Below are 25,236 nucleotides of genomic sequence, written 5' to 3' on the forward strand. Positions count from 1 at the left end.
GAAGGCGCAGGCGCACCTCGACCGACAACTCCGCCGCTCAGGCACCACCGCGAAGGCGCTGGCGCACCTCGGCCGACAGTTCGGCCGCTCGGTCGCGCAGCGCCTCGGCGAACATTCCGCGGGATTCGACGGTCTCGCGATCGCCGCGATGCGCGAGGACGGTGCGCCGGACCGCGGCAGGATGATCGATCCGCAGCAGCGCGATGGTCGGCGGCAGCACGGGGACGGCGATGCCGGGGACCACCGTGACGCCCAGTCCGGCCGCGACGAGGCCGAGTTTGGCGAACCAGTCGCGGGCGACGAACGCGATCTCCGGCTCCCGGACCGGGTCGCGCCACGCACCGAGGAGAGTGGCGGACGGCTCCTGGCTGCCCGCGATCCATCGTTCGTCGCGCAGCAGGTCGGGCGTCGCGCTGGTGGCGCGGGCGAGCGGATGCGTGGACGCGACGGCGACGAGCAACGGATCGTCCACCAGTGGCTCGATCTCGACGCCGGAGGGCACGGTGTCCGGCGAAGTCACCACGGCGAGGTCGAGGCGTCCGCGCGCGACGGCGGTGATCAGTCTGGGACTGAGCCCCTCACGCAGCGAGATCCGCAACTGCCGGTCGCGGGCGGCGGTGGCGGCGATCGCACGGGGCACCAAGGCGGCCATGGCGGTCGAGAACGCCCCGAGGCGCAGGCGGCCCGCCGGGCGCGCCGCGAGATGACGGATGTCGTGCCGGGCCTGCTCCAGCTCGGCGAGGATCACGTCCGCGTGGCGCAGGACGACGCGCCCCGCCGCGGTGGGCCGCACGCCGCGGGCGTGCCGCTCGAACAGCGCGCGACCTGCCGCCCGCTCCATGAGCGCGATCTGCCGGGACACCGCGGACTGCGTGTAGCCGAGGTTCTCCGCGGCGGTGGAGAACGAGCCGCAGGCGGCTGCCTCTCGCACCACGCGCAGGCCTGACACGCTGAATTCATCCATGCTCATTGCTCATACCAGATATGCGAGACAATCGCTTGTCGCATAGATGGCGCGACCTTAGCGTCGTCGTCATGACTGCGATCGAGAACAAGAAGCTGCTCGCGGACATCTTCGAGCAGATGTCCTCCGGCAATACCCGCGCGCTGAGCGACGCGATGGCCGACGATTTCCGCTGGGTGTTCCCCGGCGACTGGTCCTGGAGCGGCACTTGGGAACCGAAAAGCGCGGTACTGGAACGGCTCCTGCGTCCACTGATGACTCAGTTCACCGGGTACCGCCTCGCCGCCGAGACGATCATCGCCGAGGGCGACCGCGTCGTCGTGCGGGCCCGCGCCGAGGGCGTGACCACACGCGGGGAGAACTACGACCAGACGTACTGCTTCGTCTTCCAGGTCGCCGACGGGAAATTGCGCGAGGTGGTCGAGTACTGCAATACGGCGTTGGTCGAGCGGGTACTGACCCGGCCCGCCTGACACCGGCACCAGACGAGCCACGGGGGGCCGGAGTCTCGGTTACGACGCGCTGCGCCCCGGGAACCCGAACCGGTCCCCAGGGCACAAAAGGCTCAGACGAACGCGCGCTCGACGATCGCGCCCGTGTCGACGCCGGTGGGCAGCGTGCCGAACGCGATGCCCCAGTCGTCGCCGAGCCGGGTGGCGCAGAAGGCGTCGGCGACGGCGGGGTGGCCGTGGCGAACGAGCTGAGCGCCCTGGAGCACGAGCGCCATCAACTCGACGACGCGCCTTGCGCGGTATTCGATGTCATCGAGATCCGACAATTCCTTGCCGACCCGGGCGATCGCGTCGTCCAGGCGCGGGTTCTCGCCCTTGGCGCGCGACACTTCGTCGAAGTACGCCTCGACCGTCTCCGGCTGACGCCCCATGGCGCGCAACGCGTCCAGCGCGGCGACGTTGCCCGACCCCTCCCAGATGGACATCAGCGGCGCCTCCCGGTACAGCCGCGGCATGCCGGATTCCTCGGCGTACCCGTTGCCGCCCAGGCATTCCAGCGCCTCGGCCGCGTGTGCGGGCGCACGCTTGCACACCCAGTACTTGGTGACCGCCAGCGCGATGCGCCGCAGCGCCGCCTCGGCCGGATCCAGGCCTGCCCGGTCGGTGGCCCCGGCCAGCCGCATCATCACGGTGGTCGCGGCGTCGGACTCGATCACCAGATCGGCCAGCACATTGCGCATCGCGGGCTGGTCGATCAGCGCGGCCCCGAACGCCTTGCGGTGCCTGGCGTGGTGCACCGCGTAGACCGCGCCCGCGCGCATGCCGGTGGCCGAGCCGATCACGCAGTCCAGCCTGGTCATGTTCACCATCTCGATGATGGTTTTGACGCCCGCGCCCTCCGCGCCGACCAGCCGGCCGACGGCGTTCTCGTATTCGATCTCCGACGAGGCGTTGGACTTGTTGCCCAACTTGTCCTTGAGCCGCTGGATGCGGATGGGGTTTCGGGTGCCGTCCGGCAGCACCCGGGGCAGCAGGAAACAGGACAGGCCGCCGGGAGCCTGCGCCAGGGTGAGGAACATGTCCGACATCGGCGCGGAGGTGAACCATTTGTGGCCGACGATCCGGTAGGTGCCGTCCGGCTGCGGCGTCGCGGTGGTGGTGTTGGCGCGGACGTCCGAGCCGCCCTGCTTCTCGGTCATCGACATGCCCGCGATGAGCCCGGCCTTGGCGGACGGTTCACGCAGCCCGAAGTCGTAGACGCGGGAGCCGAGCAGCGGCTCGAATCGCGCCGAGAGTTCCGGGTTGTGCCGCAAGGCGGGGACCACCGCGTAGGTCATGGAGATCGGGCACATGTGGCCCGCGTCGGCGACGCCCCAGGTGTAGAACTTCGCCGCGCGCGCCGTGTGCGCGCCCGGGCGGTCGTCCAGCCACGGTGCGCCGTGCAGGCCGTGCTCGACGGCGACGCGCATCAGGTCGTGCCAGTGCGGGTGGAACTCGACCTCGTCGACGCGGTTGCCGTAGCGGTCGTGGGTGCGCAGCACCGGCGGGTATTCGTTGGCCAGCCTGCCCCACTCCTGCGCCTGCGCACCACCCGCGAGCGCACCCAGTTCCCGGACCTCCGCTTCGGCCCAGCCCGCGCCTTCCCGGTGCAGGCCCTCCAGCAGCGCCGGATTGCGCGAGGCGTCGAAGGGCACGATCTCGGGCACCTGGTTGAAGACTTCATGCGTCTGCATCTGACACTCCTGATTCCAGTCGGGCGGCGAGCGCGCCCGGGTCGTCGCGCACGCCGAGCGCGCGGATCGCGAAAGCGGTGAGTTCGGGGACGACGGCTTCGCCGTGTGGCGCGTCGGCGAGCGGGCCGACCAGGACCTCGCCGATCGCGCCGACCAACGCGGCCGCGCTGATCCTCGGGTCCTGCGGGGGCAGTTCACCCCGCGAGATACCTTCGGCCACCGCCGATTCGAAGGTCTCGGCGAAGGCGCGCCGGAAGCGCAGGCGTTCGCTGTCCACGGCGGCGTCGACCGGCTCGGCGAGCAGCACGTAGGCCAGGTTCGGGTTCTTCAGCGCGCGGCCCGCGAAGGTCTCCACCGCCGCGGTCACCCGCTCGACGGCCGTTCCGCGCGAACCCGCCTCGGCCACGGCGGCGACCTCGCGGGCGACCACTTTCCGGAACACCGCCCGCACCAGGGCGGACTTGCCGTCGAAGTTCTTGTAGACGGTGCCGGTGGCCACGCCCGCCTCGGCCGCGACCGCCGCCATGGACAGCGCGCCGTAGCCGCCGCGGGAGAGCACCTTGGTCGCGGCGTGCACGATCAGCCCCGCCTGGGCGTCCAGGCGGGCCTGCACGGCAGGGGTTCTGCGGTAGGCCACCCAAGAAGTGAAGCATGGATTCATTTCTTCACGCAAGGGTGCTTTTACGGCGTATGGTCGAGCGCGTGACCGTACTCGTCGAACGCAACGGCCCCGTGACCACCGTGATCCTGCACCGGCCCGAAGCGCGCAACGCGGTGGACGGGCCGACCGCCGCGGCGCTGGCCGACGCCTTCCGGGAATTCGACGCCGACCCCGATGCGGCGGTCGCGGTGCTGTGGGGCGACGGCGGCACGTTCTGCGCGGGCGCCGACCTCAAGGCGCTCGGCACCGAGCGCTCCAACCGCGCCGCCGAGGACGGTGACGGCCCGATGGGCCCGACCCGGATGCGACTGTCCAAGCCGGTGATCGCGGCGGTCTCCGGCTTCGCGGTGGCCGGTGGTCTGGAACTCGCCCTGTGGTGCGACCTGCGGGTCGCCGAGCAGGACAGCACCTTCGGCGTCTTCTGCCGCCGCTGGGGCGTCCCGCTGATCGACGGCGGCACCATCCGGCTGCCGCGGATCGTGGGCGCGGGCCGCGCCATGGATCTGGTGCTCACCGGACGCGCGGTCGACGCCGACGAGGCGCTGCGGATGGGATTGGTCAACCGCGTGGTGCCCACCGGCGAAGCCCGCCGCGCCGCGGAGGCCTTGGCCGCGGAACTGGCCGCGCTGCCGCAGACCTGCCTGCGCTCGGACCGGATGTCGCTGCTCGAGCAGGAGGGGATGACCGAGGAGTCGGCCCTGCGCAACGAGTTCCGCCACGGTCTGACGGCACTGGCCGGCGGCGCCCTGGACGGGGCCGCGCGCTTCGCCTCGGGTGCGGGCCGGCACGGCGCTCACGCTTGAGCCCGATGGGCCGCCTCAGCGTCGTCGACGAGATCTTTCTGCGTAGCCACCGCGGGCTCGGCACGCCGATCGCGCTGCAAGGGCTGTGGCGGACGGCCGACCGAGTGGACCCGGCGCTGCTGGAAGGGGTGCACGCGGCCCTGCGCTCGGGACCGTTGGGCCGCAGAGTGATCGGCTCGCGGGTACCGGGCGCTCGCCGGGCCTGGCGCCCGAATGTGCGCGCGTACCCGATCGACCGCGCCGAGGACGTTCTCCCGGTCGCGCGGCTGCTCGACTGGGCCGACGCGCAGGGCGGCGGGCTCGATCCGGAATTCGGTCCCGGGTGGCTGCTGTCGACGGCGATGCTGGACGACGGCGGTTCGGTCGTCTCCCTCACCTGCTCGCATGCGCTGGCCGACGGGCGCGCGCTGGTGCTCGCGGTGGACGACGCGCTGGGCGGCGCTCGGGTGCGTCCGGCGGATCCGTCCGCGCGGGAATCGGATTGGGCCGACGCCCGGCGCCAGTGGTCGATCGTCCTGCGCGGCACCGCGGCTGCGCTGCGGCACGGGATACCGCGGCAACCCGCCGTGCCGCACCGGGACGAGCAGCCGCGCCGGGCGGGCAACGCGACGCACAGCGCGATCCTGCAATGCCCGGCCGCCGAGTGGGACCGCGTGGCGGCGCGCGACGGCGGCACGGCCAACAGCCTGTTCATCCACCTCGTCGCGACCGTTCTCTGGGACAGCGGATTTCCCGGCGACACGATCGAAGCCAGCCTGCCCGTCGACACCCGCGACGAACCCCGGGTCGACAACGACCTCGCCATGACGCGCATCGCGATCACCCGCGCCGACACCCCGGCGACGATCCGCGCACTGGCCCGTTCCGCATACGCGCACCGCATGTCCGCACCGAGCGGCATGCCCGAAGAACTCCTCCAGGTGATTCCGGACCGCTGGGCCTACGCGCTGTCCGAGGGCGCGGGCGAACGGGACATCCTGTGCTCCAACATCGGAACGCTCCCCGACTCGCTGCTGCGACTCGGCCCGCACCGCTGCACCGGCGTCGCTGCCCGCGCCATCCATCCCGGCCTGGCCGCCGCGCGACTGCCCCGCACCCGTCTCTCGGGCTACCTCTGCCGAATCGGCGACGACTATGTGCTGAGCCTGGTCGGCCTGGACCCGGCGCGGATCGCGTCGGCCCGCGCGTTGCGTGAGCTGGCGCTGCGCGCGGCGAACTGCGCGGGCTTGCACGCCGACGCGTGGTGATTCCCGCGGGCTGACGCGCCGAGCCGCGGTCATCCGCACGGGCGCGCCCGCCGAGCCGCAGGCATATCCACAGGCGCACCCGGCCCGCGGGTCTCCGCGGCGAATTCGACGACACGCGCAATATTTCGGCGAACAGCGGGAACTTTCAGTGACCTGGTATGAAATCGGATGGTTTCGCTCGCCGGTCACCGGCGGTTCGCGCGAATGCCGACGACGACCGCGATCGGTCGGGTCGGCCGACTCGCCGTGTCGGCGTGATCATAGCCCTCGGCCGCACCGCCCGATAAAGTCTGCGGCGTAGGCCGACCGGGGGCCGCGCCCCATTCGCCGTGTAGTCCTTTCGCGCATGAAGTTCCGATTCCATCGATACTCGACTGGAGCATGATGAACCGAAAGCATTCGCGTACTCTCGCCGCGATCGTAGCGGTGGTTGTGGCCGCCACCGGCGCTTTCGCTGTTTCCGATTCCGTGGCGGGCGCCGCGCCAGGAGAGATCGACGCCGGTGGACTGCATCTGATCGCGTCGGTGAACGCCAACAATGTCGTGCCCGCGGGCGGCGATATCGCGCCGGGAGTTCCCTTCGTGCACGCGGTGAAGATGTCCGGCGACTTCTCGGTGGCTTTCGACGGCCCCGCGGCGCTGCGCGGTGGAGAGATCGTCGTCGGATATCTGGTCGGCTGCGCGGTCGACATCGCCAACGGCATCTCGATCGGTATCTCACCGAGTATCGGCGCCGGTGTCGGGATCGCGCCCTCCTTCGGCCTGCAGGGCTCCCTCACCTTCGATGCGCCGTCCGTGGAGATGAACATGCCCGATCAGAAGACGATGATGCCCTCTCTGCAACTGATGGCGCCGCCGAGCGTCAGCGTCGGCGCCGCCGTCGCCATCCAGCCCAGCTTCGACGTCGACGCGGGCCTCGCCGCCGAACTCGCGGTGAATCTGGCCCCCGGTTCGGTCACGGCGGCGGTGATCGGCGCAGCGGAAATCGACGGGGAATCCGAATTCCCTTACACCTTCGCACATACCAATACCCCGTTGAATATCAGCGGCTGCCTTTCACCGGCCTCGGCCATGCCGTTTGTCACCGTACGAGCCGATTCGAGAAGGGCCACAGCGCAAACGACGGGTTACGGCACAGCGTTCTGGTTCTGACCGGCGCACACCGCACCAATCCGTCCGGCAGCGCGCGCAGACCCCAGCCGAATGCGAAAAGGCGAGTGGCCGTGCGAGCTACGCGCGCCGGATCAGCCGGCCGCGCGCTCCAGGACATCCGAGGGAACCCGAACGCCGGGGTCCAGGTCCGCGGAGTCGATCGGGGTGTCCCAGGTCTGGCGCAGCGGGAGGACGCCCGCCCACACGCCCCCGTTGTCGATGTCCGACGGGTCGTCCTTCGGGCCACCGGCACGGACCTTCACCGAGGCCTCGGTGAGGTCGAAGGCGAGCACTTTCGTGGCGGCGAGTTCCTTCTTGCTCGGGGGCCGCACGCGAGACCACGCGCCGGGCGCCGCGTGGTCGACGATCACGCGCAACCCGTGCAGGCGCTCGTCGTGATCGGTCACCTCGCGAGCCCGTCCGAGCACGACCGCGGAGCGGTAGTTCATCGAGAAATGCATGGCCGAACGCGCGTAGACCACGCCGTCTACCAGGGTCACCGTCACCGAGATGTCGGCGGCGACGGCCGCGCGCATGTTTCCCGCGCCGGTCGAGCCGTGCAGGTAGAGCGTGTCGCCGTCGCGGCCGTAGGCGGTCGGCAGCACGACCGGCGTGCCGCCGAGCAGCACGCCGAGGTGGCAGATCAGCCCGGCGTCGAGCACCGCGTCCAAGTCGGCGCGATCGGTCCTGGCGCGGTCGGTCAACCGGGTCGGCGTGCTGCGCGGCGTGGGAGAGAGCGGCGCGCGTGGGGCGGCTGTTTCGGTCATGGACCCAGCATCGGGCCGCGAATGGCATCATCAAAGTGCCAATTCGAATGATTTTCAGCAGTCCACTTCGAGGAGCAGAACGGTGCTGGAGGACCTTCCCCTCGATCTCGACCGCGACCTGGCGCAACCGCTGTCGGTGCAGATCGCCGAACAACTGCGCCGCGCCGCGACCGGCGGACCGCTGCGCGGCGGCGATCGGCTGCCGTCCACCCGCGCGCTGGCCGGGCGGCTCGGCGTCAGCCGGACCGTGGTCGCCGCCGCCTACGACCAATTGCACGCCGAAGGCTGGATCAGCGGCAGGCGCGGCTCCGGCACCTACCTGACGACCGCACCGGCCGCCGCGCCCGCCCGCACCGATTCCGTCCACGACCCGGACGCCGCGCCGCGGCTGTTCGATCTCGCCCCGGGAGCGCCGTGCGTCGACGCCATCGACCCGGCCGCGTGGCGACGGGCCTGGCGCGCCGCCGCGGATCACGTCCCGCTCGTGCGCAAGGACCGCGCGGGCGAACCGGAGTTCCGCACGGCGGTCACCGAGCATCTGCTGCGTCACCGCGGGATCGGCGCGGGCAGCGACACCGTACTGCTCGCCACCGCCGGGACCAGCTCCGCCGTGAGCGAATTGGCCGCGGCGCTGCTGCGGCCGGGCGATGCCGTCGCCATGGAGGATCCGGGCTATCAGCGCGCCGCGGGGGCCTTCGCGGCGGCAGGCCTCGAGGTCGTCCCGGTCCCCGTTGACGCGCATGGCCTGCGCGTGGACCTGCTGCCCGCCCGGATCAAGGCGGTGTATTGCACTCCGGCGCATCAATTTCCGCTCGGTGCGCGGATGCCCGCGGCGCGGCGGGTCGAGCTCGTCGAGCACGCGCGCGCGGCCGGGATCTTCGTCATCGAGGACGATTACGACGGCGAATTGCGTTACGACACCGCGCCACTGCCGCTGCTGGCCACCATGGCTCCCGACGTGGTCGTCCACTTGGGCACGACGAGCAAGATCCTGTCCCCCAGCCTCGGTGTCGGCTGGTTGCTCGCCACTCCGGAGATCGCCGGGGCGGTGCTCGCCCACCGGGAGCGCACCGGCACCGGTCCGAGCCCGGCGGGACAGCGCGTGCTGGCCGCCTTCGCCGCGCACGGCGATCTGGCCACGCACCTGCGCAGGCTGCGCCGCGCGCTGCCACCGCGCCGGGCACTGGTGGTGACCGCGTTGCGCCGCCGCGGCGTCGGCGTGCTCGGCGACGACGCGGGCTCGCACGTCGTCGTGCCGGTGGAGTCGGCCGAGGCCGAGCGTCGCGTGATCGCCGCGGGGCAGGCGCGTGGCGTCGCGCTCGACGGGCTGTCCAGGTATCACCTCGGAGCCCGCCGTGACCACTTCGGCGTCGCGCTCGGTTACACGGCGCTGCCCTTGCCCCAGCTCACCGCGGCCGTACCGATCGCCGCGGAATGCCTCGCCCGGCCGTAGCATGGTCCGCATGAGCGAACAGGACGTCTTGGGGCGTATCAAGGAACTGGTCGACCAGGAGCACCAGCTGCGCTCGCAGGCCACCCGCGGCGAATTGGACCCGAAGACCGAGCGCCAGCGCTTGGCCGAACTCGAAGTGATGCTCGATCAGGCCTGGGACCTGCTCCGCCATCGCCGGGCGCGGATCGAGCAGGGCGAGTCCCCAGACGGGGTCCGGCCCAATACGGTCTCGCAGGTCGAGGGCTACCTGCAGTAGGCGCGGCGATGTCGAGCACAGCGACCGACTACGACGTCATCGTGATCGGTGGCGGGCCCGCGGGTGAGAACGCCGCCGCCTACGCCGTCGCGGGCAGCGACCGCACGGCCGCCATCGTGGAGCGGGAACTCGTCGGCGGCGAATGCTCCTACTGGGCCTGCGTTCCGAGTAAAGCGCTGTTGCGGCCGGGTCATGTGCTGGCGGCCGCGCGGGCGATGCCGGGCGTCTCGGCCACCGGCCTGGACGTCGAGGCGGTGCTGCGGCGACGCGACGCCTTCGTGCACGACCATGACGATTCCACCCAGGTCGACTGGGCCCGGAGCAACCGCATCGACGTCGTGCGCGGCACCGGCCGCCTGACCGGCACGCGCACGGTCGAGGTCGCCGGGCGGCAGTTGCGCGCCCGGCATGCCGTGGTGCTGGCCACCGGCACCACCGCGAACGTTCCCGACGTGCCCGGCCTGCGCGCCGCGCGGCCGTGGACCTCCCGCGACGTCACCAACCTGCACGAGGTGCCGCGCCGGGTCGCCGTCGTGGGCGGTGGCGTGGTGGCCGCCGAGGCGGCCACCTGGCTGGCCGCGCTCGGCGCCGAGGTCACCCTGCTGGTGCGCGGCTCGGCACTGCTGGCCGCGGCCGAGCCGTTCGCGCGCGATCTGGTCGCGGAGGCGCTGTCCGAGGCCGGGGTGCGGGTGCGGTTCGGCACCCAGCCCGCCGCGGTCGAGCGCCCGGCCTCGAAGGACACCGGTGAAGGGTGGATCCACGGGGGTCCGGCCACGGTCCGGTTGCGCGGTCCCGAAGGCGAGTCGGTGCTCGAGGTGGACGAGATCGTGGTGGCGGCCGGACGCGCACCCGCCACCGAGGGCTTGGGCCTGGATGCGGTGGGTCTGCCCGCCGGATACGTCGCGGTCGACGACCACCTCACCGCTCGCGAGGTCGACGGCGAGTGGCTGTATGTGGTGGGCGACCTCAACCACCGCGCCGCGCTCACGCATATGGGCAAATACCAGGGCCGGGTGTGCGGCGACGTGATCGCGGCACGGGCAGAGGGCAGGCCGCTGGACGACCCGCGATTCGTCGCGAGCTCCGATCACGGCAAGGTGCCGCAGGTGGTGTTCACCGCGCCGGAGGTCGCCTCCGTCGGCTTGACCGAAGCCGCGGCCCGCGACGCCGGGCACGCGGTCGAGACCGTCGAACTGGACATCGCGGTGGCCGGATCGGCGCTGTCGCGCGACGACTACGCCGGTCACGCCAAGCTGGTGATCGACAGCGCCACCGACACGCTGCTCGGGGCCACCTTCGTCGGCCCCGAGGTGGGCGAGCAATTGCACGCGGCGACGATCGCGGTGGTCGGCCGGGTGCCGCTGTCCACCCTCTGGCACGCCGTGCCTGCCTTCCCCGCGGTCAGCGAGTTCTGGCTGCGCCTGTTGGAGGCGCGCCGCCCGTAGCTACCATTTGCAGATGGTGGCAACAACGGATATCGCGACCGCCGACGGAATCGTCCGCGGCCGCCGGGGCCGCCGCGTACTGCGCTGGCGGTCCATTCCCTACGCGGCTCCTCCGGTCGGGGACCTGCGATTTCGCGCTCCACAGCCGGTCGAACCGTGGTCCGGCGTCCGGGCGGCGACGGAATTCACCTCCGCGGCGATGCAGCACCGCGGAGGGGCGCGGATCGGGCCGCGCGCCTACCAGGTGACCAGCGAGGACGCGCTGACACTGAATGTCACCGCGCCCGCGACGCGGGCGGCGAGCCCGCGGCCGGTGCTGGTCTTCATCCACGGCGGCGGCTACCTCATCGGGACCTCCGCGCTCGGGCTGTACTCCGGCGCGCGGCTGGCGCTGCGCGGCGACGTGGTGGTGGTCTCGCTGAACTACCGGTTGGGCGCGTTCGGCTATGTCGACTTCAGCGAATTCGGCACCGCGGAGCATCCCTTCGACTCGAACCTCGGATTGCGTGATCAGCTCGCCGCGCTGGAGTGGGTGCGCACCAATATCGCGGCCTTCGGCGGCGACCCCGGCAACGTGACGATCTTCGGCGAATCGGCCGGCGCGCACGCCGTGCTCGGTCTGCTGGCCACCCCGGCGGCCGAGGGATTGTTCCATCGGGCCATTTCGCAGAGCCCGCCCGCGGACTGGACGATCACTCCCGAGGAGTCCCGCGGCTTCGCGCGCCGCTGTGTCGCCGCGCTGGGCGCCACGCCGGACACCGCGCACACCATGCTGCGCACCGCCGGCGCCAACGACATCCGCCGCGCCGTCGATCGCACCATCGCCGCGGTGGTGCGGGAACAACCGGGCGCCTTTCCGGTGTGTCCGGTGGTGGACGGCGAGTTCCTGCCGCTGTCCCCGGTCGACGCGATCGCCGGGGGCTCCGCGCACCGGGTGCCGCTGATCATCGGCACGAACCGGGACGAGGGCACCCTCTTCGCCCGGTTCGCCGACGAACTGCCCACCACCGCCGACCGGCTGCGCACCGCGCTCGGGCGCGACGCCGAGGCCGAATCCCGGATCGCGGCGGCGTATCCCGGTTATCCCCAGCCGAAGGCCGCGATCCGGGCGGGCGGCGACTACACCTTCTGGCGTCCTTCGCTGACCGTCATGGAAGGGCACAGCAGGCACGCGCCGACCTATGCCTACCGCTACGACTTCGCCCCGCGCGCCCTGCACCTGGCCGGGATCGGCGCCACACACGCGACCGACCTCATCGCGGTCTTCGGCATCGGCGACACCCCGGTCGGCCGGGCCTTCACCGCCGCGGGCGGGCGGCGCGGACTGCGGGCGGTCACCGATCAGTTCCAGGACAACTGGCTGGCTTTCGCCCGCACCGGAGCTCCGCTGCCGTCCTGGCCCGCGTACACGGAGGCCCGCAGGTCCACGTTGATCATCGACTACCCCACGCGTGTGGAACACGACCCGGACCGGGCGAAACGACTCGCTTGGCAGGGCGTGCGGGTCCCCACGCTGACCTGAGCCGGGCCGCTACTTCAGCAGGCGCGACATCCGCCGGTCCGCGAGGATCTTGCCGCCGGTCTGACAGGTGGGGCAGTACTGGAAGGACCGCTCGGCGTAGGAGACCTCGCGGACGGTATCGCCGCAGACCGGGCAAGGCTGCCCGGTCCTGGCGTGCACCCGCATGCCGGAACGCTTCTCGCCTTTGAGGCGGGCGGCGTCCTGGCCGACCGAGCGCCGCACCGCGTCGGTGAGCACCGCGCGCATGGCGGTGTAGAGCTCGGCCACCTTGTCGGCGGGCAGGGTCTTCGTGTTCGCGAACGGCGAGATCCGCGCGGCGTGCAGGATCTCGTCGGAGTAGGCGTTGCCGACGCCGGCCAGCAGCGCCTGGTCCACGATCGCGGTCTTGATCCGCTGCGAGGTGCTGTGCAGGATGTCGGCGAACTGGGCCTCGGTCACCTCCAGCGCGTCGGGGCCGAGCCGGGCGATGCCGGGCACCGCCTTCGGGTCCGCCACGACGTACGCCGCGAGCCGCTTCTTCGTGCCCGCTTCGGTCAGGTCGAAGGCGGGCGTCGCTCCTTCGGGGGTGAAGAAATGCACCCGCAGCGCCAGTGGACTCTTGCCGCCCGGCTTGGGCGGCGTCTGGCTCGGTTCGTCGATCCAGCGCAGCCATCCACCGCGCGACAGGTGGGTGACGAGCCACAGCCCGTCGCACTCCATCCCGAGGAATTTGCCCCAGCGCCCCGCGCCGGTGACGTCGCGACCGGACAGCGCGGTGATCGGCGGCTCGAACGTCTTGACGGCGCTGAGGGCGGCCACGTCGACGCGGCCGACTACGGCGCCGACCGCATGCTCCCGGAGGAACTGAGCCAACGCCTCCACTTCCGGTAGCTCTGGCACGCGGTCCAGACTACCGACCCCCACCGACAATCCGCCGGTTCTCGCGCGGGCAGCTCACCCGCCGCGACGCAGCAGGTAGATGTCCATGATCCAGCCCTTGCGCTCGCGCAGCTCGGCGCGGCGGCGGACGATCTCGTCCCGCACCGCGGGCAGCGGGCCCTCGATCAGGGTCTCGTCCGGCATACCGAGGTAGGCGCCCCACCAGATGTGCACGTCAGCGTCCGCAATCGCGGTGAACGAGCAGTCGCCGTCCAGCATCACCAGCGCGTTCTCGGCGCCGAGGCCCTCCTCGCGGAGGCGGCGGCCGGTGGTGATGCGCACCGGTTCGCCGATGCCGTGCAGCACGACGCGATGCCGCGCGGCCAGCGCCTGCGCGCTGGTGATGCCGGGAATCACCTCGTAGTCGAAGCGCACCACGCCGCGGGCTAGCACCCGCTCGACCATCCGCAGCGTACTGTCGTAGAGCGCGGGATCACCCCAGACCAGGATGCCGCCGACGCCGTCGGACGCGGCGAACGCCGATTCCAGCAGCGCCGACCGGCGATCGTGCCAGTCGTCGACCACGTCCAGGTAGTCGGCGGGCGTCCGGTCGCGCGGCGGATCGGCGATCGGGACGATCCGGTAGGTCCGGTCGGTGTGCGCGTCCAGGATCGCCGTCCGCACGTCGACCAGTTCCCGCTTCGCCTCGCCCTTACCGATCACGAAGAACGTCTCGACCTGCCGCATCGCCTTGATCGCCTGCACGGTGACCTGGTCGGGATCACCGGCGCCGATGCCGATCACGTAGAGCTTGCGCATGGGCTCGAGCTTGCCAGGCGGGCGGAGGACCCCGGTCGCCAGGCGCGGCCGAGGACGCGCCCGATCGGCTCGCCGCGCGCGCGACGGCGAAGACTAGAGTTGCCGAACGTGGCTCACGACGCGCTCGATCCGGCTTCCGCCCCCGACACCCAGTACGAGGACCTGCTGCGGCTGGTGCTGGCGTCCGGCTCGAAGAAGGCCGACCGCACCGGCACCGGAACGCGCAGTATCTTCGGCCACCAGTTGCGCTACGACCTCTCGGCGGGCTTCCCGCTGGTCACCACGAAGAAGGTGCATCTGAAGTCGATCATCTACGAGTTGCTGTGGTTCCTGCGCGGCGACTCCAACGTCGGCTGGCTGCGCGACCACGGCGTCTCCATCTGGGACGAATGGGCCGACGCCGACGGCGAGCTCGGCCCGGTCTACGGCGTGCAGTGGCGGTCGTGGCCGACCCCCGACGGCACCCACGTCGACCAGATCGCCCAGGTGCTGCAAACCCTGCGCACCGCCCCGGACTCCCGGCGCATCATCGTCTCGGCGTGGAACGTCGCCGACCTGGACAAGATGGCGCTGGCGCCCTGCCACGCGTTCTTCCAGTTCCACGTGGCCGACGGCAAACTGTCCTGCCAGCTCTACCAGCGCAGCGCCGACCTGTTCCTCGGCGTACCGTTCAACATCGCCAGCTACGCGCTGCTCACCCACATGGTCGCCCAGCAGACCGAGCTGGCTCCCGGTGACTTCATCTGGACCGGCGGGGACTGCCACATCTACGACAACCACCTCGACCAGGTCACCGAGCAGCTCCGCCGCGACCCGCGCCCGTTCCCCACGCTGCGGCTGCATCCCGCCCCGACGCTGTTCGACTACCGCTACGAGGATGTGGAAGTAGTCGGCTACGACCCTCATCCGGCCATCAAGGCCCCGGTGGCGGTGTGAGCGAAAGCCGCACGATCGGGCTCATCTGGGCGCAGACCCTGGACGGGGTGATCGGGTTCCACAACACCATTCCCTGGCGGCTGCCCGAGGACATGGCGCACTTCAAGGACGTGACCTGGGGTCATCCCGTGGTGATGGGCCGCAGGACCTGGGACTCGCTGCCGCCGCGGTTCCGGCCGCTGGCCGGTCGGCGCAACATCGTGGTGACCAGGCAGCCCGACTGGTCGGCCGAAGGCGCCGAGCGCATGTCGTCGGTGCCCGAGGCGCTGGCCGCCTGCGCCCCGGACGCGGTGTGGGTCGCGGGCGGCGGTGAGATCTACCGCGCCGCGCTGGAGTTCGCGACCGACCTGCGCGTCACCGAGATCGACACCGCGGTCGATGGCGACGCTTTCGCGCCGTCGATCGGACCGGAGTGGCGGCCCGACGTCCCGGAGCCCTGGCGCACCTCGGCCACCGGTCTGCGCTTCCGCATTCGGCACTACACCCGGCGGCTGCCCGCCTAGCGGAGAACCCGGCGGGCGCCACGCCGCGTGCGGCCGTGAATGCCGACGTCAGGACCGGGGCCGGTGAAACCCGGCCCGCCCCGCGGCCGACTGGGGCATACTCCTCGATATGCGGCGGCCGGACGCGTGTCCGGCCGAACGCCTCGAGCCGTTGCCACCAGCCCGGCATCGGCTGTGGTGATCTGCGAAAGGCGGTCCATGGAAAAGAAATCGCTGACTGCGGTAGCGCGCCAGCAGCTGAAGCTGGCGACCATCGCCACGAGCGGGCGCAGTTCCCAGACACTCTATGGCGGCCATACGCATTCGCTGCGCCAGACGGTTGTCGGCCTGAAGGCCGGGCACAGCTTGGCCGAGCACGACAATACGGGCGAAGCCACCTTGCTGGTGCTCAGCGGCACCCTGGTTCTGCTCAGCGGCGCCAACGAATGGAAAGGCTCGGAAGGCGACCTGATCGTGGTGCCCAAGGCGCGCCACAGCGTCAAGGCGATCGATGACGTCGCGTTCCTGCTGACCGTAGCGATGTAGCCACCCGCGCGGGTCCGCACCGCGGCCGGACCGGCCGGGCGTTAGGGTGTCGATCATGGGTGAGCCGCAGCCGATCCTCGAACCGCTCACGCCGTCCGCGATCTTCCTGGTCGCCACGATCGACGAGGGCGGCGAAGCGGCGGTCCGCGACCTGCTCGCCGACATCACCGGCTTGCGCCGCTCGGTGGGCTTCCGCCTGCCGAGCGCGAACCTGACCTGCGTCACGTCGATCGGCTCCGACGCGTGGGACCGTCTCTTCGCCGGGCCGAAACCCGCTGAGCTACATCCGTTCCCCGGTTACGTCGGCGCACGCCACACCGCGCCCGCGACACCGGGCGACCTGCTGTTCCACATCAAGTCCGATGTGCAGGACGCCTGTTTCGAACTGGCCATGGCCATCGGCGACCGGCTGGCGGGCGCGGGCACGATCGTGGACGAGACAGTCGGCTTCCGCTATTTCGAGCAGCGCGACCTGCTCGGTTTCGTGGACGGCACCGAGAACCCGGAGGGCCGCGCCGCCGCCACGGCCGCGCTGGTGGGCGACGAGGACCCGCGATTCGCCGGCGGCAGCTACGTGATCGTGCAGAAGTACACCCACCCGCTGGCGGACTGGCGCGCGCTGCCGGTCGAAGAGCAGGAGCGCGTGATCGGCCGCACCAAGCTGGACGACTTCGAACTCCCCGACGAGATCAAGCCGGCCGACTCGCACGTCGAGATGAACACGCTGATCGATCCGGACGGCACCGAACGCCAGATCCTGCGCGGCAACATGCCCTTCGGCAGCGTGCGCGAAGGCGTGTTCGGCACCTACTACATCGCGTACGCGGCCACGCCGAGCGTCACCGAGCGCATGCTCACCCGCATGTTCCTCGGCACCGGCGAGGCCGCCTACGACCGCATCCTGGATTTCTCCGTCGCCCGCACCGGCACCTCGTTCTTCGCACCCACCGTCGATTTCCTCGACGATCTGCCACCGGCACCACGGGAGACGGCGGAAACCGCGGTGCCGGTGGACACCGCCGGTTCGGCAGAACTGTCCGGCATCGCCGTGCCCTCGGGCGACGGCGCCCTCGGTATCGGCTCGTTGAAAAGGAGCACCCGGTCATGAACAACCTCCATCGCGAACTAGCGCCGATCACCGCCGAGGCGTGGGCGGCCATCGAGGAGGAGGCGACGCGTACCTTCAAACGGCACATCGCGGGCCGGCGCGTCGTCGACCTCTCCGGCCCGCACGGCGTCGATTACTCCGCGGTGGGCACCGGGCACACCACACCCATCGACTCCCCCGGCTCCGGAGTGTTCGCCCGTCAGCGGGTGGTCGCGCCGCTGGTCGAACTGCGCGTGCCGTTCACGCTCTCCCGCGAGGAACTCGACAACGTGGAGCGCGGCGCTCAGGACGCCGACCTGGATCCGGTGAAGGACGCCGCGAAGAAGATCGCGTTCGCCGAGGACCGGGCGATCTTCGAGGGCTATCCGGCCGCGCACATCACCGGCATCCGCGCGAGCGCGTCCAACGAGCCGATCACGCTGCCCGGCGACACCCGGCTGGTCCCCGAGGCGATCGCGCAAGCGTTGAGCGCGCTGCGGCTGGCGGGCGTCGACGGACCGTACTCGGTGCTGCTCAGCGCCGACCTGTTCACGGCGGTGAGCGAGACCTCCGATCACGGCCACATGATCCGCACGCACATCGAGCGCCTGATCCCGGAAGGCGAGATCATCTGGGCGCCCGCCATCGACGGCGCGATCGTGCTCACCACCCGCGGCGGCGACTTCGATCTGCGCATCGGGCAGGACCTGTCCGTCGGCTACCTTTCGCACGACAGCACCTCGGTTCAGCTGTACTTCCAGCAGAGCCTGACGTTCCTGGTCTACACCGCGGAGGCCGCGGTCCCGCTCACCGTCTGAGCGCCGCCCTCACCGATTGCGAGCGGGTCCTCGTCATTCGTTCCCACCAGCCCGTCCTTGGGCTGCGGGCCGACACCGACGAACTCCTCGCCCGCCTGCGGGACACCACCGTCGAGGACAGGAGTCATGGCCGGCGGGCGGCCCAGGCGTTGGCCACGAGCGCGTGCCGCGGCCAAGCCCGCGTTGGAGCGCACCGCCTCCGCCGATCGGATCGAGAGCATCGCCGTCGAGGACGAGCGCGGGCGGCCGGTCGAGGGTGTCGGTCATTGTGACTCGCAGTGATAAGTGGCGGTATCTTCGCGGTGTTAGGTGGCGGCAGATGAGCAGGGTGCGGCGGCAGGCATCCTCGTCTCTCGTTGGGGTTGAGGCAGTCGCGTTGATCTGGGATCTGGGTCTGAGGTAGAGGGTTCTCGTATGCTGTTGAGGCTCTCTTCGCTACACCTGCACTGAGGGCGCCCAGCTCGTCGAGGCCGGAGGATCACACTGTGGGGTAAGGCGATCTCTGAGCTGATTCAAAGACTCCGCGGGGTAACAAGGGGCGTAGCCGAAGTTCATGAGCGCCCATTGAGGGAGTTCGGTCACGAACTTCGTCGGGTCGCAGGGGTCGGACAAACCGACGAAGAGATTGCACAGCGGATCCGTGGGATCGATTCGCGGGAAACGGACCGTAGTCTGATCAGTGATACCGATTATCATCGGCTCAATCACGCGATTGAGGGTCCTCTGCGCTATGAGCGTGGCGATCACGCGTTGGCGCAGATACTCCGACGCCAAGGGTTCGACGGCCTGCCTCGCCTCGTGGATGCCGAGGGTATGCGCGAGGCCATCGATGCGGGTTGGATAGAAATGTCCCGAGGCGTGAGAAGGCTACAGGATGTAGAGGAATTCAAAACCGGCAGCCTCTTTCCCGGACAGGGCGCCAGCGGCAGCGGTACGTATGTTCACGGCCGCGAACCTGATTCGAGCGAACCTGATTCGGCTCAGCTCCGCGAGATGGCCGAGCACTGGGCAGGCGACCCGTGGGGTGACCCGGGCGGTGTGATTCGTATGGCGATGCACCCCGACGCGCTGAGGACCGATTTGCGCTCCCTGACCGCAAAACGAGATGAGGAACTGGAATCGATCCGCGCAGAGCTGGAAAGGGAGCCCGAAAAATCTGCGAGAAGAACGGAACTGGAAGAGCAAATGAATGTGCTGTCGGACGTGGGACGATACGCTGCCATCGCAGGCTACGATGCATACCGTGTCAACAATATGTATGTCTGGGTGGTTCTGAATCGCACCGCATTGATAGTCGAACGATGAAGAAGATCATCGAGTTTGCGCAGCTGTTGGAAACTCCACGTCACCGACTCAATGCCTTCACCGACCGCTCCGAGCCCACGAACCTCCCTGGCGTGGTGTCTTACGAACGAACGTTCGCGAGACATCCTCGGCGGCAACACGTTTACGCAGGCCGGTTCTGTAAAGGTTGCCGTGTACGCGGCAATGTCAACCTGTCGGGGGTTAGCGATACGCTGCGGCTCATGCGAATCGGCTACGGGCGCGTCTCAACGCGCGATCAGCACCCCGAAGCACAGCACGACGCGTTGACCGTGGCCGGATGCGAGAAGATCTTCGTGGACAAGGCATCCGGGAAACTCGCCAGCCGGCCGGAACTGGACAAGGCGCTGTTGTCGGCCAACCGTGCCGGTGATCAGCTGGTGGTCACCAAGCTGGACCGGCTCGGCCGTTCGCTCGAGCACCTGATCGAGCTGTCGAAAATCCTCGAGGGTCGTGGGGTGGATCTGGTGGTGCTCGATCAGAGCATCGACACCTCCACTGCGCGGGGGCGGATGTTCTTCCAGATCCTGGGCGCCATCGCCGAATTCGAGCACGCTCTGATGAGTGAACGCACCCGCGACGGGCTGGCCGCTGCCCGCGCCCGGGGCCGTACCGGCGGGCAGAAACCCAAGCTCGGCCCGCGGCAGGTGCAGTTGGCGCGGCAGATGTACGACGAACTCGACGAGGCCGGAAAACGTCGCTACACCGTCGCGCAGATCGCCGCCGAGTTCGGCGTCACCCGTCCGACGATCTACCGGCATTTGTCTGCTGCGGGCGCGACAATGTGACCCAGTGCACTCGGCGCTGCGTGCGTGGAAGCGGGGCGAGCCGTGACAGATAGCGGGCTGACCGGACTGACCGAGGCCGAGCGGCGGCAGGCGATGGACCGGTTCGAGGTGCTGCGGCCGTATCTGGAAGACGGCGTGCCGCTTCCCCGGGCCGCCGCCGCGGCCGGCACTCCGCTGCGGACCGCGCAACGGTGGCTGCACCGTTACCGCAGCGCGGGCTTGGCCGGACTCGCGCGAACCCACCGCAGCTCGACTGGTCGGCGCGCAGACCCGGAGCTGGTGCGGCTGATCGAGGGCATGGCTTTGCGCCGGCCGCGCCCGTCGCTGGCGGCGATCACCCGCCGCGCCGCCCGCGCCGCCGCCGAGCAGGGGTGGGCTCCGGTGTCCTACACCACTGTTCGCGCGATCGTCACCGCTCTCGACCCGGCCATGCTCACCCTCGCCCACGAGGGCGCCGCGGGCTTCCGCGACACCTACGAGCTGGTGTACCGGCGCCGCGCCGAGCGCCCGAACGCGATGTGGCAGGCCGATCACACCCAGCTCGATATCCTCGTCGTCGAGGCCGGCAAGCACAGGCGACCGTGGTACTCGACGACTGCTCCCGCGCGGTCCCCGGCTACACCGTGAACCTGGGCGCGCCATCGGCATTGAACACGTCCCTCGCCTTGCGGCAGGCGATCTGGACCAAATCCGATCCGGCCTGGCCGATGTGCGGAATCCCCGAGATGCTCTATGTCGACCACGGCAGCGACTTCATCAGCGACCACCTCGCCCAGGTCGCCGCCGACCTGAAGTTCGCGATCGTGCATTCCACCGTGGCCCGGCCCCAGGGCCGCGGGAAGGTGGAGCGGCTGTTCGGCAGCATCAACACCGAACTGCTCACCGAACTGCCCGGCCACCTCGTCCGCGGCAAACCCGTCACCGCGCCGGCACTGTCGCTGCGCCAGCTCGACGAGGCGATCGGCCAGTACATCACAGGCGTCTACCACCTGCGGGTTCACTCCGAGATCGGCGTCTCACCACGGCAAGCCTGGGTCGCCGACGGGTGGCTGCCGCGCATGCCCGAGGATCTGGAACAGCTCGATCTGCTACTGGTCACGGTCGCTACACCGCGCGTCGTGCACCGTGACGGTATCCACTTCCAGGGCCTGCGCTACCTGCATCCCACCCTGGCCGCCTATGTCCGTGAACCGGTCACCGTCCGCTACGACCCGCGCGACATCACCGAGATCCGCGTCTTCCACAAAAACCGGTTCCTGTGCAAGGCCGTCAGCCCCGACCACACCGGAGACACCATCGGGCTCAAAGACATCCAGGCCGCCCGCCGCGCCTACCGGCACCGGCTGCGTAAGCAGATCAACGAACTCCACACCATCACCGCCGACGTCGTCGAAACTGCCCGTAGCACCCTCGTCGTCGGCACCACCTGACCGTGCCCACCGAACCGCCACTCAACGGCGCGAGAACACCGCCACTTTCCACCGCGAGTCACAGCACTCGGTGAGTGCGGGCGACCAGCGACTCCGGTTCTGGCGACCCAGTGTCGATGAAACGAACGATTTTCAACACACTGGGGTGTTGCTCAGGTGGTGCGTACGTGAGGACGGCGACGCCGTTTGAGCGCGCCGGGCCGTAACCGACCAGCGCCATGCCCAGACCAGCGAGTCCGCAGCGGCGAAACCCGCTGTAGGTGGCGAGGATGCGCCTGAAGTGGGCTTCGGGTTAGAAGGGGGCGGCGAAACCGGAGAGCAGAGGGCGAGGCGATGACACCGGTGCCGATCAAACGCCCAGCCGCAGTGTTTCCGCACGCCTTGCCACACAAGTCAGGCATTGCCGATCTCGGCAATGCCGCAGGACGAACACCATGGAGCGGCCACGCTGCTCAAGCCCTCTGGTGACAGCACCACAAGTTCAACGTCTCGGCTGAGCTACGGTATATCGGCAAGTTGTGAGAACCGGTCGGGGGAGTATGTATGCCTTCAAAACCCACTACTCGTTGGCAGGTCAGCGGTTATCGCTTCCTGGTTCGGCGGATGGAACACGCTTTGGTGCGCCGGGATGTGCGTATGTTGCATGACCCGATGCGCTCACAATCACGCGCCTATGCGGCGGGGTTGATTCTGGCTTGCGTGGTGCTTGCGGGCTGTGGTGTTCTGGCGCTGATACGTCCGCAGAACAAGATCGACGACAACAAGATCCTCATCGGCAAAGAGTCCGGTCAGGTGTATGCGGTGATCGGGGGCGTGGTGCACCCGGCGCTCAATCTCGCGTCGGCGCGGTTGGCGGTGGGAGATCCGGCGAAACCAGTGATCATCAAGGAGTCGGAGCTGTCGAAGAAGCCGCGCGGGCTTCTGCTCGGCATTCCGGGCGCCCCGTCGTCATTGAACTTCGCCACAGATGGCAAGGGCCGCGCGTGGACGGTGTGCGATGAACTACGCAACGACGGCACGAACACGGTAACCAACACCGTGATCGCTGGCAGTCCGGTCCTCGGAGAGAAAGCTGGCGCTCTCGCCCACGGCCGCGCGCTGCTGGTACAAGGGCGCGACTCGACGTATCTGATCTACGACAACCGCCGTGCCCGGGTGGACATGGCTGACCGCGCGGTGACCGACGCATTGGGCATCCGCGGCATGACCCCGCGCCGAATCAGCGAGGGCCTGCTGAACGCGATTCCCGAAGTGCCTGCCATCGTGGCACCGAAGATCACCGACCCGGGCGGAAGCCCGTTGGCTTCCGTTCTGAACAGGTTCCACAACGGCGACGTTGTGAAGCTGTCGACCGAGAACCAATATTTCGTAGTACTCCGTGAGGGGTTACAGGCGATTTCGCCACTGACCGCCGCGATCGTTCGCAACGCCAACCCGGTCACCGCCGGAAACAACGAGATCCAGCCGTTCGAACGCACTCTGGCGGATATGGTGAGCTTGCTCCCAGTGGCCGGCTTCCCCGATACCGCGCCGACCATCATCGACGCCAAGGATTCGCCGGTGGCGTGTCTGTCATGGCAACCGTTGGCCGGCGCGAACGTCTCCGATGGCAGCAAACACGCCGAGCTGACGTCGATCACCGGGAAGGCGCTGCCGATCCCGGATACCGCCCAACCGGTGCGGCTGGCTCAGGCTGATTCGCCCGGCAGTGACAAGGCTGCCCAGTTCTACGCCACCCCTGGGTCGGGATTTTTCGTGCAGACCACTGGTATCGAGCCGGACAGCCAACGCCGCGACAGCATGTTCTTCGTCGCCGACACCGGTGTCCGCTATGGGATCGCGGACGCCGAGGCACAAAAGGCACTGGGCATGGACGCAGAGAAAGCCAAACCCGAACTCGCGCCTTGGGCGATGGTCGGCCTGCTCGCCTCTGGTCCACGCCTGGCCCGCACTGATGCCATGGTCGCCCACGACGGCGTGTCCGCCGACGCGCACCCAGCGAAGTCACCGGTCCAATCCACCCAGAACTGAACACCGACCTACAACACGGCGTGTCCCTGTAGCCACTTCCGGTCCACGCCGTGTCGCGCTCTTTTTATTTGGAGCCGATGGACCCACCGAAACCGGCTGGGTTCATAAACGGGTGGAGATCATTCGCGTTGTACCACTTGCAGGGAGCGCCGGTCTGGACCCACTGCCTCGACGCTACCGCTTTCGATACCCAGTTCTGGCAGTCCGACAGGTTGGCCCACATGCAGATGTTGATCGTTCGGCCACCCCCACCATCGTGCTGTTCGCAGGCCAACGCGCCTGGAGGAGTTGCCGCCGCGGCCACACCGGCACCGGCGGCTCCGCCTACCACCGAGACGGCACCGGCGGCCAGAGCGACTGCCACAGCACCCACAAGCGCGCGGAATCGTTGAACAACTATGAGAACCCTTTCGTAACCACGTCAAAAACACCTTCGACCGACTGCACCTGGCCGGCATCGGATCTCGCGTGGCCACCCCGAGCTCCCGACTCATGAGACACCCGACACCGTTAAAAGAGCGGTCGACAGAGTTGGACGCAGGAGGCGCGCGATCAGTTCCACTCCAACCCAACTTTTTCGTGCCGAACCCGGCGACTCGATCCGATCACTACGGCAGTCGCCATGCCCCCAAGCCATAGCCGATATGGCTGGCCGAGCGTTACCACGGTCAGAGTGTCGAAGAACCGATCATTTCTCGACACCCCGTCCGGGACGGAAGGGCCCCTGGGGTCCAAACCCGCGAGATCCGGCGGTAGGCATCGTTCCTGAGCGGGTGGGACTCGCTGGTCCGGGAACATCCCCGAGAAAAGTCACGCGAGCAGTTACCGCAGACCGGTTTCTCGTTCTGCCTGGGTTTCAGGTGTCCAGCATCCCTACAGGACTATTCATAGGGCTTACACATAACTGCTGTGTGGCGTGGTCTAGGCTGCGGTCTGCTCGACGGATCTGTCCCACCGACTGCCGACACCGAAAGGCACACATAGTGGTTCGTGGAAGACTTTTCGCTTCGATACTCGCGTTGACCGCCGCTGTACTGGTCAATGTGGCCGGGCCGGCCAGCGCAACGACCAGCATATGGATCGGGAGAGCGTTCCCAGACGCACACGGCGACTACAGCTGGTGGGTCGTCGCCGAGATCACCTACGTCTGCGAACCCGGCCAGGCCAACGCCCTGTGGGTCAAGGTCGAGTCCGAACGGTTCACAAGCCCGGAAGGCCAACCCGTCCGTATGAAAGACGAGGCGCTGGATCGGGTGACCTGTGACGGCGAATCTCGGCAGACGAAGGTCAGGGTGCCATTGGGCTACGACTACGGCGAGGGCCCGAATCGCGCAGATGCTCACGACGGCGACGGCATTGAACTCATGACGTATTACTACGATGACCGTGCGGTCGAGATCACCGCCGCGTTCGCCTACCTGCCGCCTGACGCCGAGGACATGAGCCAGGTCGAGATCCATAAGGACACCACCGAGAACCGGACCCTGACTCTGACTCAGGAATAGTCCTCGGCCCGCAGCGGTCCGCACCGGACCGCTGCGCAGCGTGTGAGCCTGGAACGTGAGAACCGGCCAGATACTCTGGCCGGTTCTCGTTGTGTTCGGGAGCCTCAGGCGTTGAGCTCCCCGAACCAGGGTGCGTCCTCGTGCCAGAGTGCGTCGAG

Annotated in this window: 26 protein-coding genes; 19 read left to right on the forward strand and 7 right to left on the reverse strand. The window is 69.2% G+C overall.

Annotated elements, in window-relative coordinates; genetic code table 11:
• Positions 1-37 precede the first annotated feature (37 nt).
• Complete coding sequence (locus ON29_RS24730; protein ID WP_051175558.1) at positions 38-970, reverse strand: LysR family transcriptional regulator; 933 nt, start codon at positions 968-970, stop codon at positions 38-40.
• A gap of 65 nt (positions 971-1,035) precedes the next feature.
• Here ON29_RS24730 and ON29_RS24735 point away from each other — a divergent pair, with 65 nt between their 5' ends.
• On the forward strand, positions 1,036-1,437 hold the full coding sequence (locus ON29_RS24735) for a nuclear transport factor 2 family protein (RefSeq protein ID WP_040869905.1): 402 nt from the start codon (positions 1,036-1,038) through the stop codon (positions 1,435-1,437).
• Between the two features lie 92 nt (positions 1,438-1,529).
• On the opposite strand, the gene ON29_RS24740 is transcribed toward ON29_RS24735, so the two are convergent.
• Positions 1,530-3,149, reverse strand: coding sequence for an acyl-CoA dehydrogenase family protein (locus ON29_RS24740; RefSeq protein ID WP_040869908.1), 1,620 nt, complete (start codon positions 3,147-3,149; stop codon positions 1,530-1,532).
• A complete protein-coding gene (locus ON29_RS24745) occupies positions 3,136-3,786 on the reverse strand; it encodes a TetR/AcrR family transcriptional regulator (protein ID WP_040870020.1) in 651 nt (216 codons plus the stop codon). Before ON29_RS24745 ends, ON29_RS24740 begins: the two co-directional genes overlap by 14 nt.
• 53 nt (positions 3,787-3,839) lie before the next feature.
• On the opposite strand from ON29_RS24745, the gene ON29_RS24750 reads away from it, so the two are divergent.
• From ON29_RS24750 to ON29_RS24760, 3 genes are all read left to right on the forward strand, one after another.
• The gene (locus ON29_RS24750) at positions 3,840-4,613 is read left to right on the forward strand and encodes a crotonase/enoyl-CoA hydratase family protein (RefSeq protein ID WP_040869910.1); all 774 of its coding nucleotides are present in this window, start codon (positions 3,840-3,842) and stop codon (positions 4,611-4,613) included.
• A 5-nt stretch (positions 4,614-4,618) separates the two neighbouring features.
• Positions 4,619-5,860 (forward strand): hypothetical protein, encoded by a 1,242-nt coding sequence (locus tag ON29_RS24755; protein ID WP_040869912.1) that lies wholly within the window; start codon positions 4,619-4,621, stop codon positions 5,858-5,860.
• A gap of 384 nt (positions 5,861-6,244) precedes the next feature.
• Complete coding sequence (locus tag ON29_RS24760) at positions 6,245-7,012, forward strand: MspA family porin (protein WP_157172886.1); 768 nt, start codon at positions 6,245-6,247, stop codon at positions 7,010-7,012.
• 92 nt (positions 7,013-7,104) lie between these two features.
• Here ON29_RS24760 and ON29_RS24765 read toward each other — a convergent pair whose 3' ends face one another.
• Positions 7,105-7,779 carry a pyridoxamine 5'-phosphate oxidase family protein gene (locus ON29_RS24765; RefSeq protein ID WP_040869914.1) on the reverse strand — a complete coding sequence of 225 codons (675 nt, stop codon included), beginning with the start codon at positions 7,777-7,779 and terminating at the stop codon, positions 7,105-7,107.
• Between the two features lie 82 nt (positions 7,780-7,861).
• Between ON29_RS24765 and pdxR the strand changes: the two genes are divergently transcribed.
• The 4 genes from pdxR to ON29_RS24785 are packed head-to-tail and all read left to right on the forward strand — an operon-like array spanning position 7,862 to position 12,455.
• Positions 7,862-9,232, forward strand: a complete 1,371-nt coding sequence (pdxR, locus tag ON29_RS24770; protein ID WP_040869915.1) for a MocR-like pyridoxine biosynthesis transcription factor PdxR — start codon at positions 7,862-7,864, stop codon at positions 9,230-9,232.
• A 10-nt stretch (positions 9,233-9,242) separates the two neighbouring features.
• Positions 9,243-9,488: a DUF2630 family protein gene (locus ON29_RS24775; RefSeq protein ID WP_040870021.1), complete on the forward strand. Its 246-nt coding sequence runs from the start codon at positions 9,243-9,245 to the stop codon at positions 9,486-9,488.
• A gap of 8 nt (positions 9,489-9,496) precedes the next feature.
• On the forward strand, positions 9,497-10,933 hold the full coding sequence (locus ON29_RS24780) for a dihydrolipoyl dehydrogenase family protein (RefSeq protein ID WP_040869917.1): 1,437 nt from the start codon (positions 9,497-9,499) through the stop codon (positions 10,931-10,933).
• A 13-nt stretch (positions 10,934-10,946) separates the two neighbouring features.
• The gene (locus ON29_RS24785) at positions 10,947-12,455 is read left to right on the forward strand and encodes a carboxylesterase/lipase family protein (protein ID WP_040869919.1); all 1,509 of its coding nucleotides are present in this window, start codon (positions 10,947-10,949) and stop codon (positions 12,453-12,455) included.
• Positions 12,456-12,464: 9 nt separating this feature from the next.
• Here ON29_RS24785 and ON29_RS24790 read toward each other — a convergent pair whose 3' ends face one another.
• Together ON29_RS24790 and cobF are read right to left on the reverse strand one after the other, a co-directional pair.
• Entirely contained in the window at positions 12,465-13,334 is an 870-nt protein-coding gene (locus ON29_RS24790; protein ID WP_040869920.1) for an Fpg/Nei family DNA glycosylase, read from the reverse strand.
• Positions 13,335-13,388: 54 nt separating this feature from the next.
• Entirely contained in the window at positions 13,389-14,132 is a 744-nt protein-coding gene (gene cobF / locus ON29_RS24795; RefSeq protein ID WP_040869922.1) for a precorrin-6A synthase (deacetylating), read from the reverse strand.
• 108 nt (positions 14,133-14,240) lie between these two features.
• On the opposite strand from cobF, the gene ON29_RS24800 reads away from it, so the two are divergent.
• The 5 genes from ON29_RS24800 to ON29_RS24820 all read left to right on the forward strand — a co-directional run bounded on the left by ON29_RS24800 (position 14,241) and on the right by ON29_RS24820 (position 18,001).
• Positions 14,241-15,068 (forward strand): thymidylate synthase, encoded by an 828-nt coding sequence (locus ON29_RS24800; protein WP_051175568.1) that lies wholly within the window; start codon positions 14,241-14,243, stop codon positions 15,066-15,068.
• On the forward strand, positions 15,065-15,571 hold the full coding sequence (locus ON29_RS24805) for a dihydrofolate reductase (protein ID WP_083864049.1): 507 nt from the start codon (positions 15,065-15,067) through the stop codon (positions 15,569-15,571). The genes ON29_RS24800 and ON29_RS24805 overlap by 4 nt, the downstream gene beginning before the upstream one ends.
• A gap of 198 nt (positions 15,572-15,769) precedes the next feature.
• A complete protein-coding gene (locus tag ON29_RS24810) occupies positions 15,770-16,096 on the forward strand; it encodes a cupin domain-containing protein (protein ID WP_040869925.1) in 327 nt (108 codons plus the stop codon).
• A 55-nt stretch (positions 16,097-16,151) separates the two neighbouring features.
• Positions 16,152-17,204, forward strand: a complete 1,053-nt coding sequence (locus ON29_RS24815) for a Dyp-type peroxidase (RefSeq protein ID WP_040869927.1) — start codon at positions 16,152-16,154, stop codon at positions 17,202-17,204.
• The gene (locus ON29_RS24820; protein ID WP_040869929.1) at positions 17,201-18,001 is read left to right on the forward strand and encodes a family 1 encapsulin nanocompartment shell protein; all 801 of its coding nucleotides are present in this window, start codon (positions 17,201-17,203) and stop codon (positions 17,999-18,001) included. The genes ON29_RS24815 and ON29_RS24820 overlap by 4 nt, the downstream gene beginning before the upstream one ends.
• Here the strand turns inward: ON29_RS24820 and ON29_RS24825 are convergent.
• Positions 17,965-18,222: a hypothetical protein gene (locus ON29_RS24825; protein ID WP_040869931.1), complete on the reverse strand. Its 258-nt coding sequence runs from the start codon at positions 18,220-18,222 to the stop codon at positions 17,965-17,967. The two genes, ON29_RS24820 and ON29_RS24825, sit on opposite strands and share 37 nt — an antisense overlap.
• 343 nt (positions 18,223-18,565) lie before the next feature.
• Between ON29_RS24825 and ON29_RS36085 the strand changes: the two genes are divergently transcribed.
• The 6 genes from ON29_RS36085 to ON29_RS24855 all read left to right on the forward strand — a co-directional run bounded on the left by ON29_RS36085 (position 18,566) and on the right by ON29_RS24855 (position 25,078).
• A complete protein-coding gene (locus ON29_RS36085; RefSeq protein WP_157172887.1) occupies positions 18,566-19,306 on the forward strand; it encodes a hypothetical protein in 741 nt (246 codons plus the stop codon).
• Positions 19,303-20,112: a recombinase family protein gene (locus ON29_RS24840; protein WP_281032566.1), complete on the forward strand. Its 810-nt coding sequence runs from the start codon at positions 19,303-19,305 to the stop codon at positions 20,110-20,112. The genes ON29_RS36085 and ON29_RS24840 overlap by 4 nt, the downstream gene beginning before the upstream one ends.
• A gap of 42 nt (positions 20,113-20,154) precedes the next feature.
• Complete coding sequence (locus tag ON29_RS36740; RefSeq protein ID WP_217999284.1) at positions 20,155-20,739, forward strand: helix-turn-helix domain-containing protein; 585 nt, start codon at positions 20,155-20,157, stop codon at positions 20,737-20,739.
• Positions 20,694-21,542 carry a Mu transposase C-terminal domain-containing protein gene (locus tag ON29_RS36745; RefSeq protein WP_063825369.1) on the forward strand — a complete coding sequence of 283 codons (849 nt, stop codon included), beginning with the start codon at positions 20,694-20,696 and terminating at the stop codon, positions 21,540-21,542. Before ON29_RS36740 ends, ON29_RS36745 begins: the two co-directional genes overlap by 46 nt.
• A gap of 543 nt (positions 21,543-22,085) precedes the next feature.
• The gene (gene eccB, locus ON29_RS24850) at positions 22,086-23,573 is read left to right on the forward strand and encodes a type VII secretion protein EccB (RefSeq protein WP_083864050.1); all 1,488 of its coding nucleotides are present in this window, start codon (positions 22,086-22,088) and stop codon (positions 23,571-23,573) included.
• Positions 23,574-24,592: 1,019 nt separating this feature from the next.
• Complete coding sequence (locus ON29_RS24855; RefSeq protein ID WP_040869938.1) at positions 24,593-25,078, forward strand: hypothetical protein; 486 nt, start codon at positions 24,593-24,595, stop codon at positions 25,076-25,078.
• The last annotated feature ends 158 nt before the right edge of the window (positions 25,079-25,236 follow it).

Source organism: Nocardia exalbida NBRC 100660 (assembly GCF_000308575.1).
GTDB lineage: Bacteria > Actinomycetota > Actinomycetes > Mycobacteriales > Mycobacteriaceae > Nocardia > Nocardia exalbida.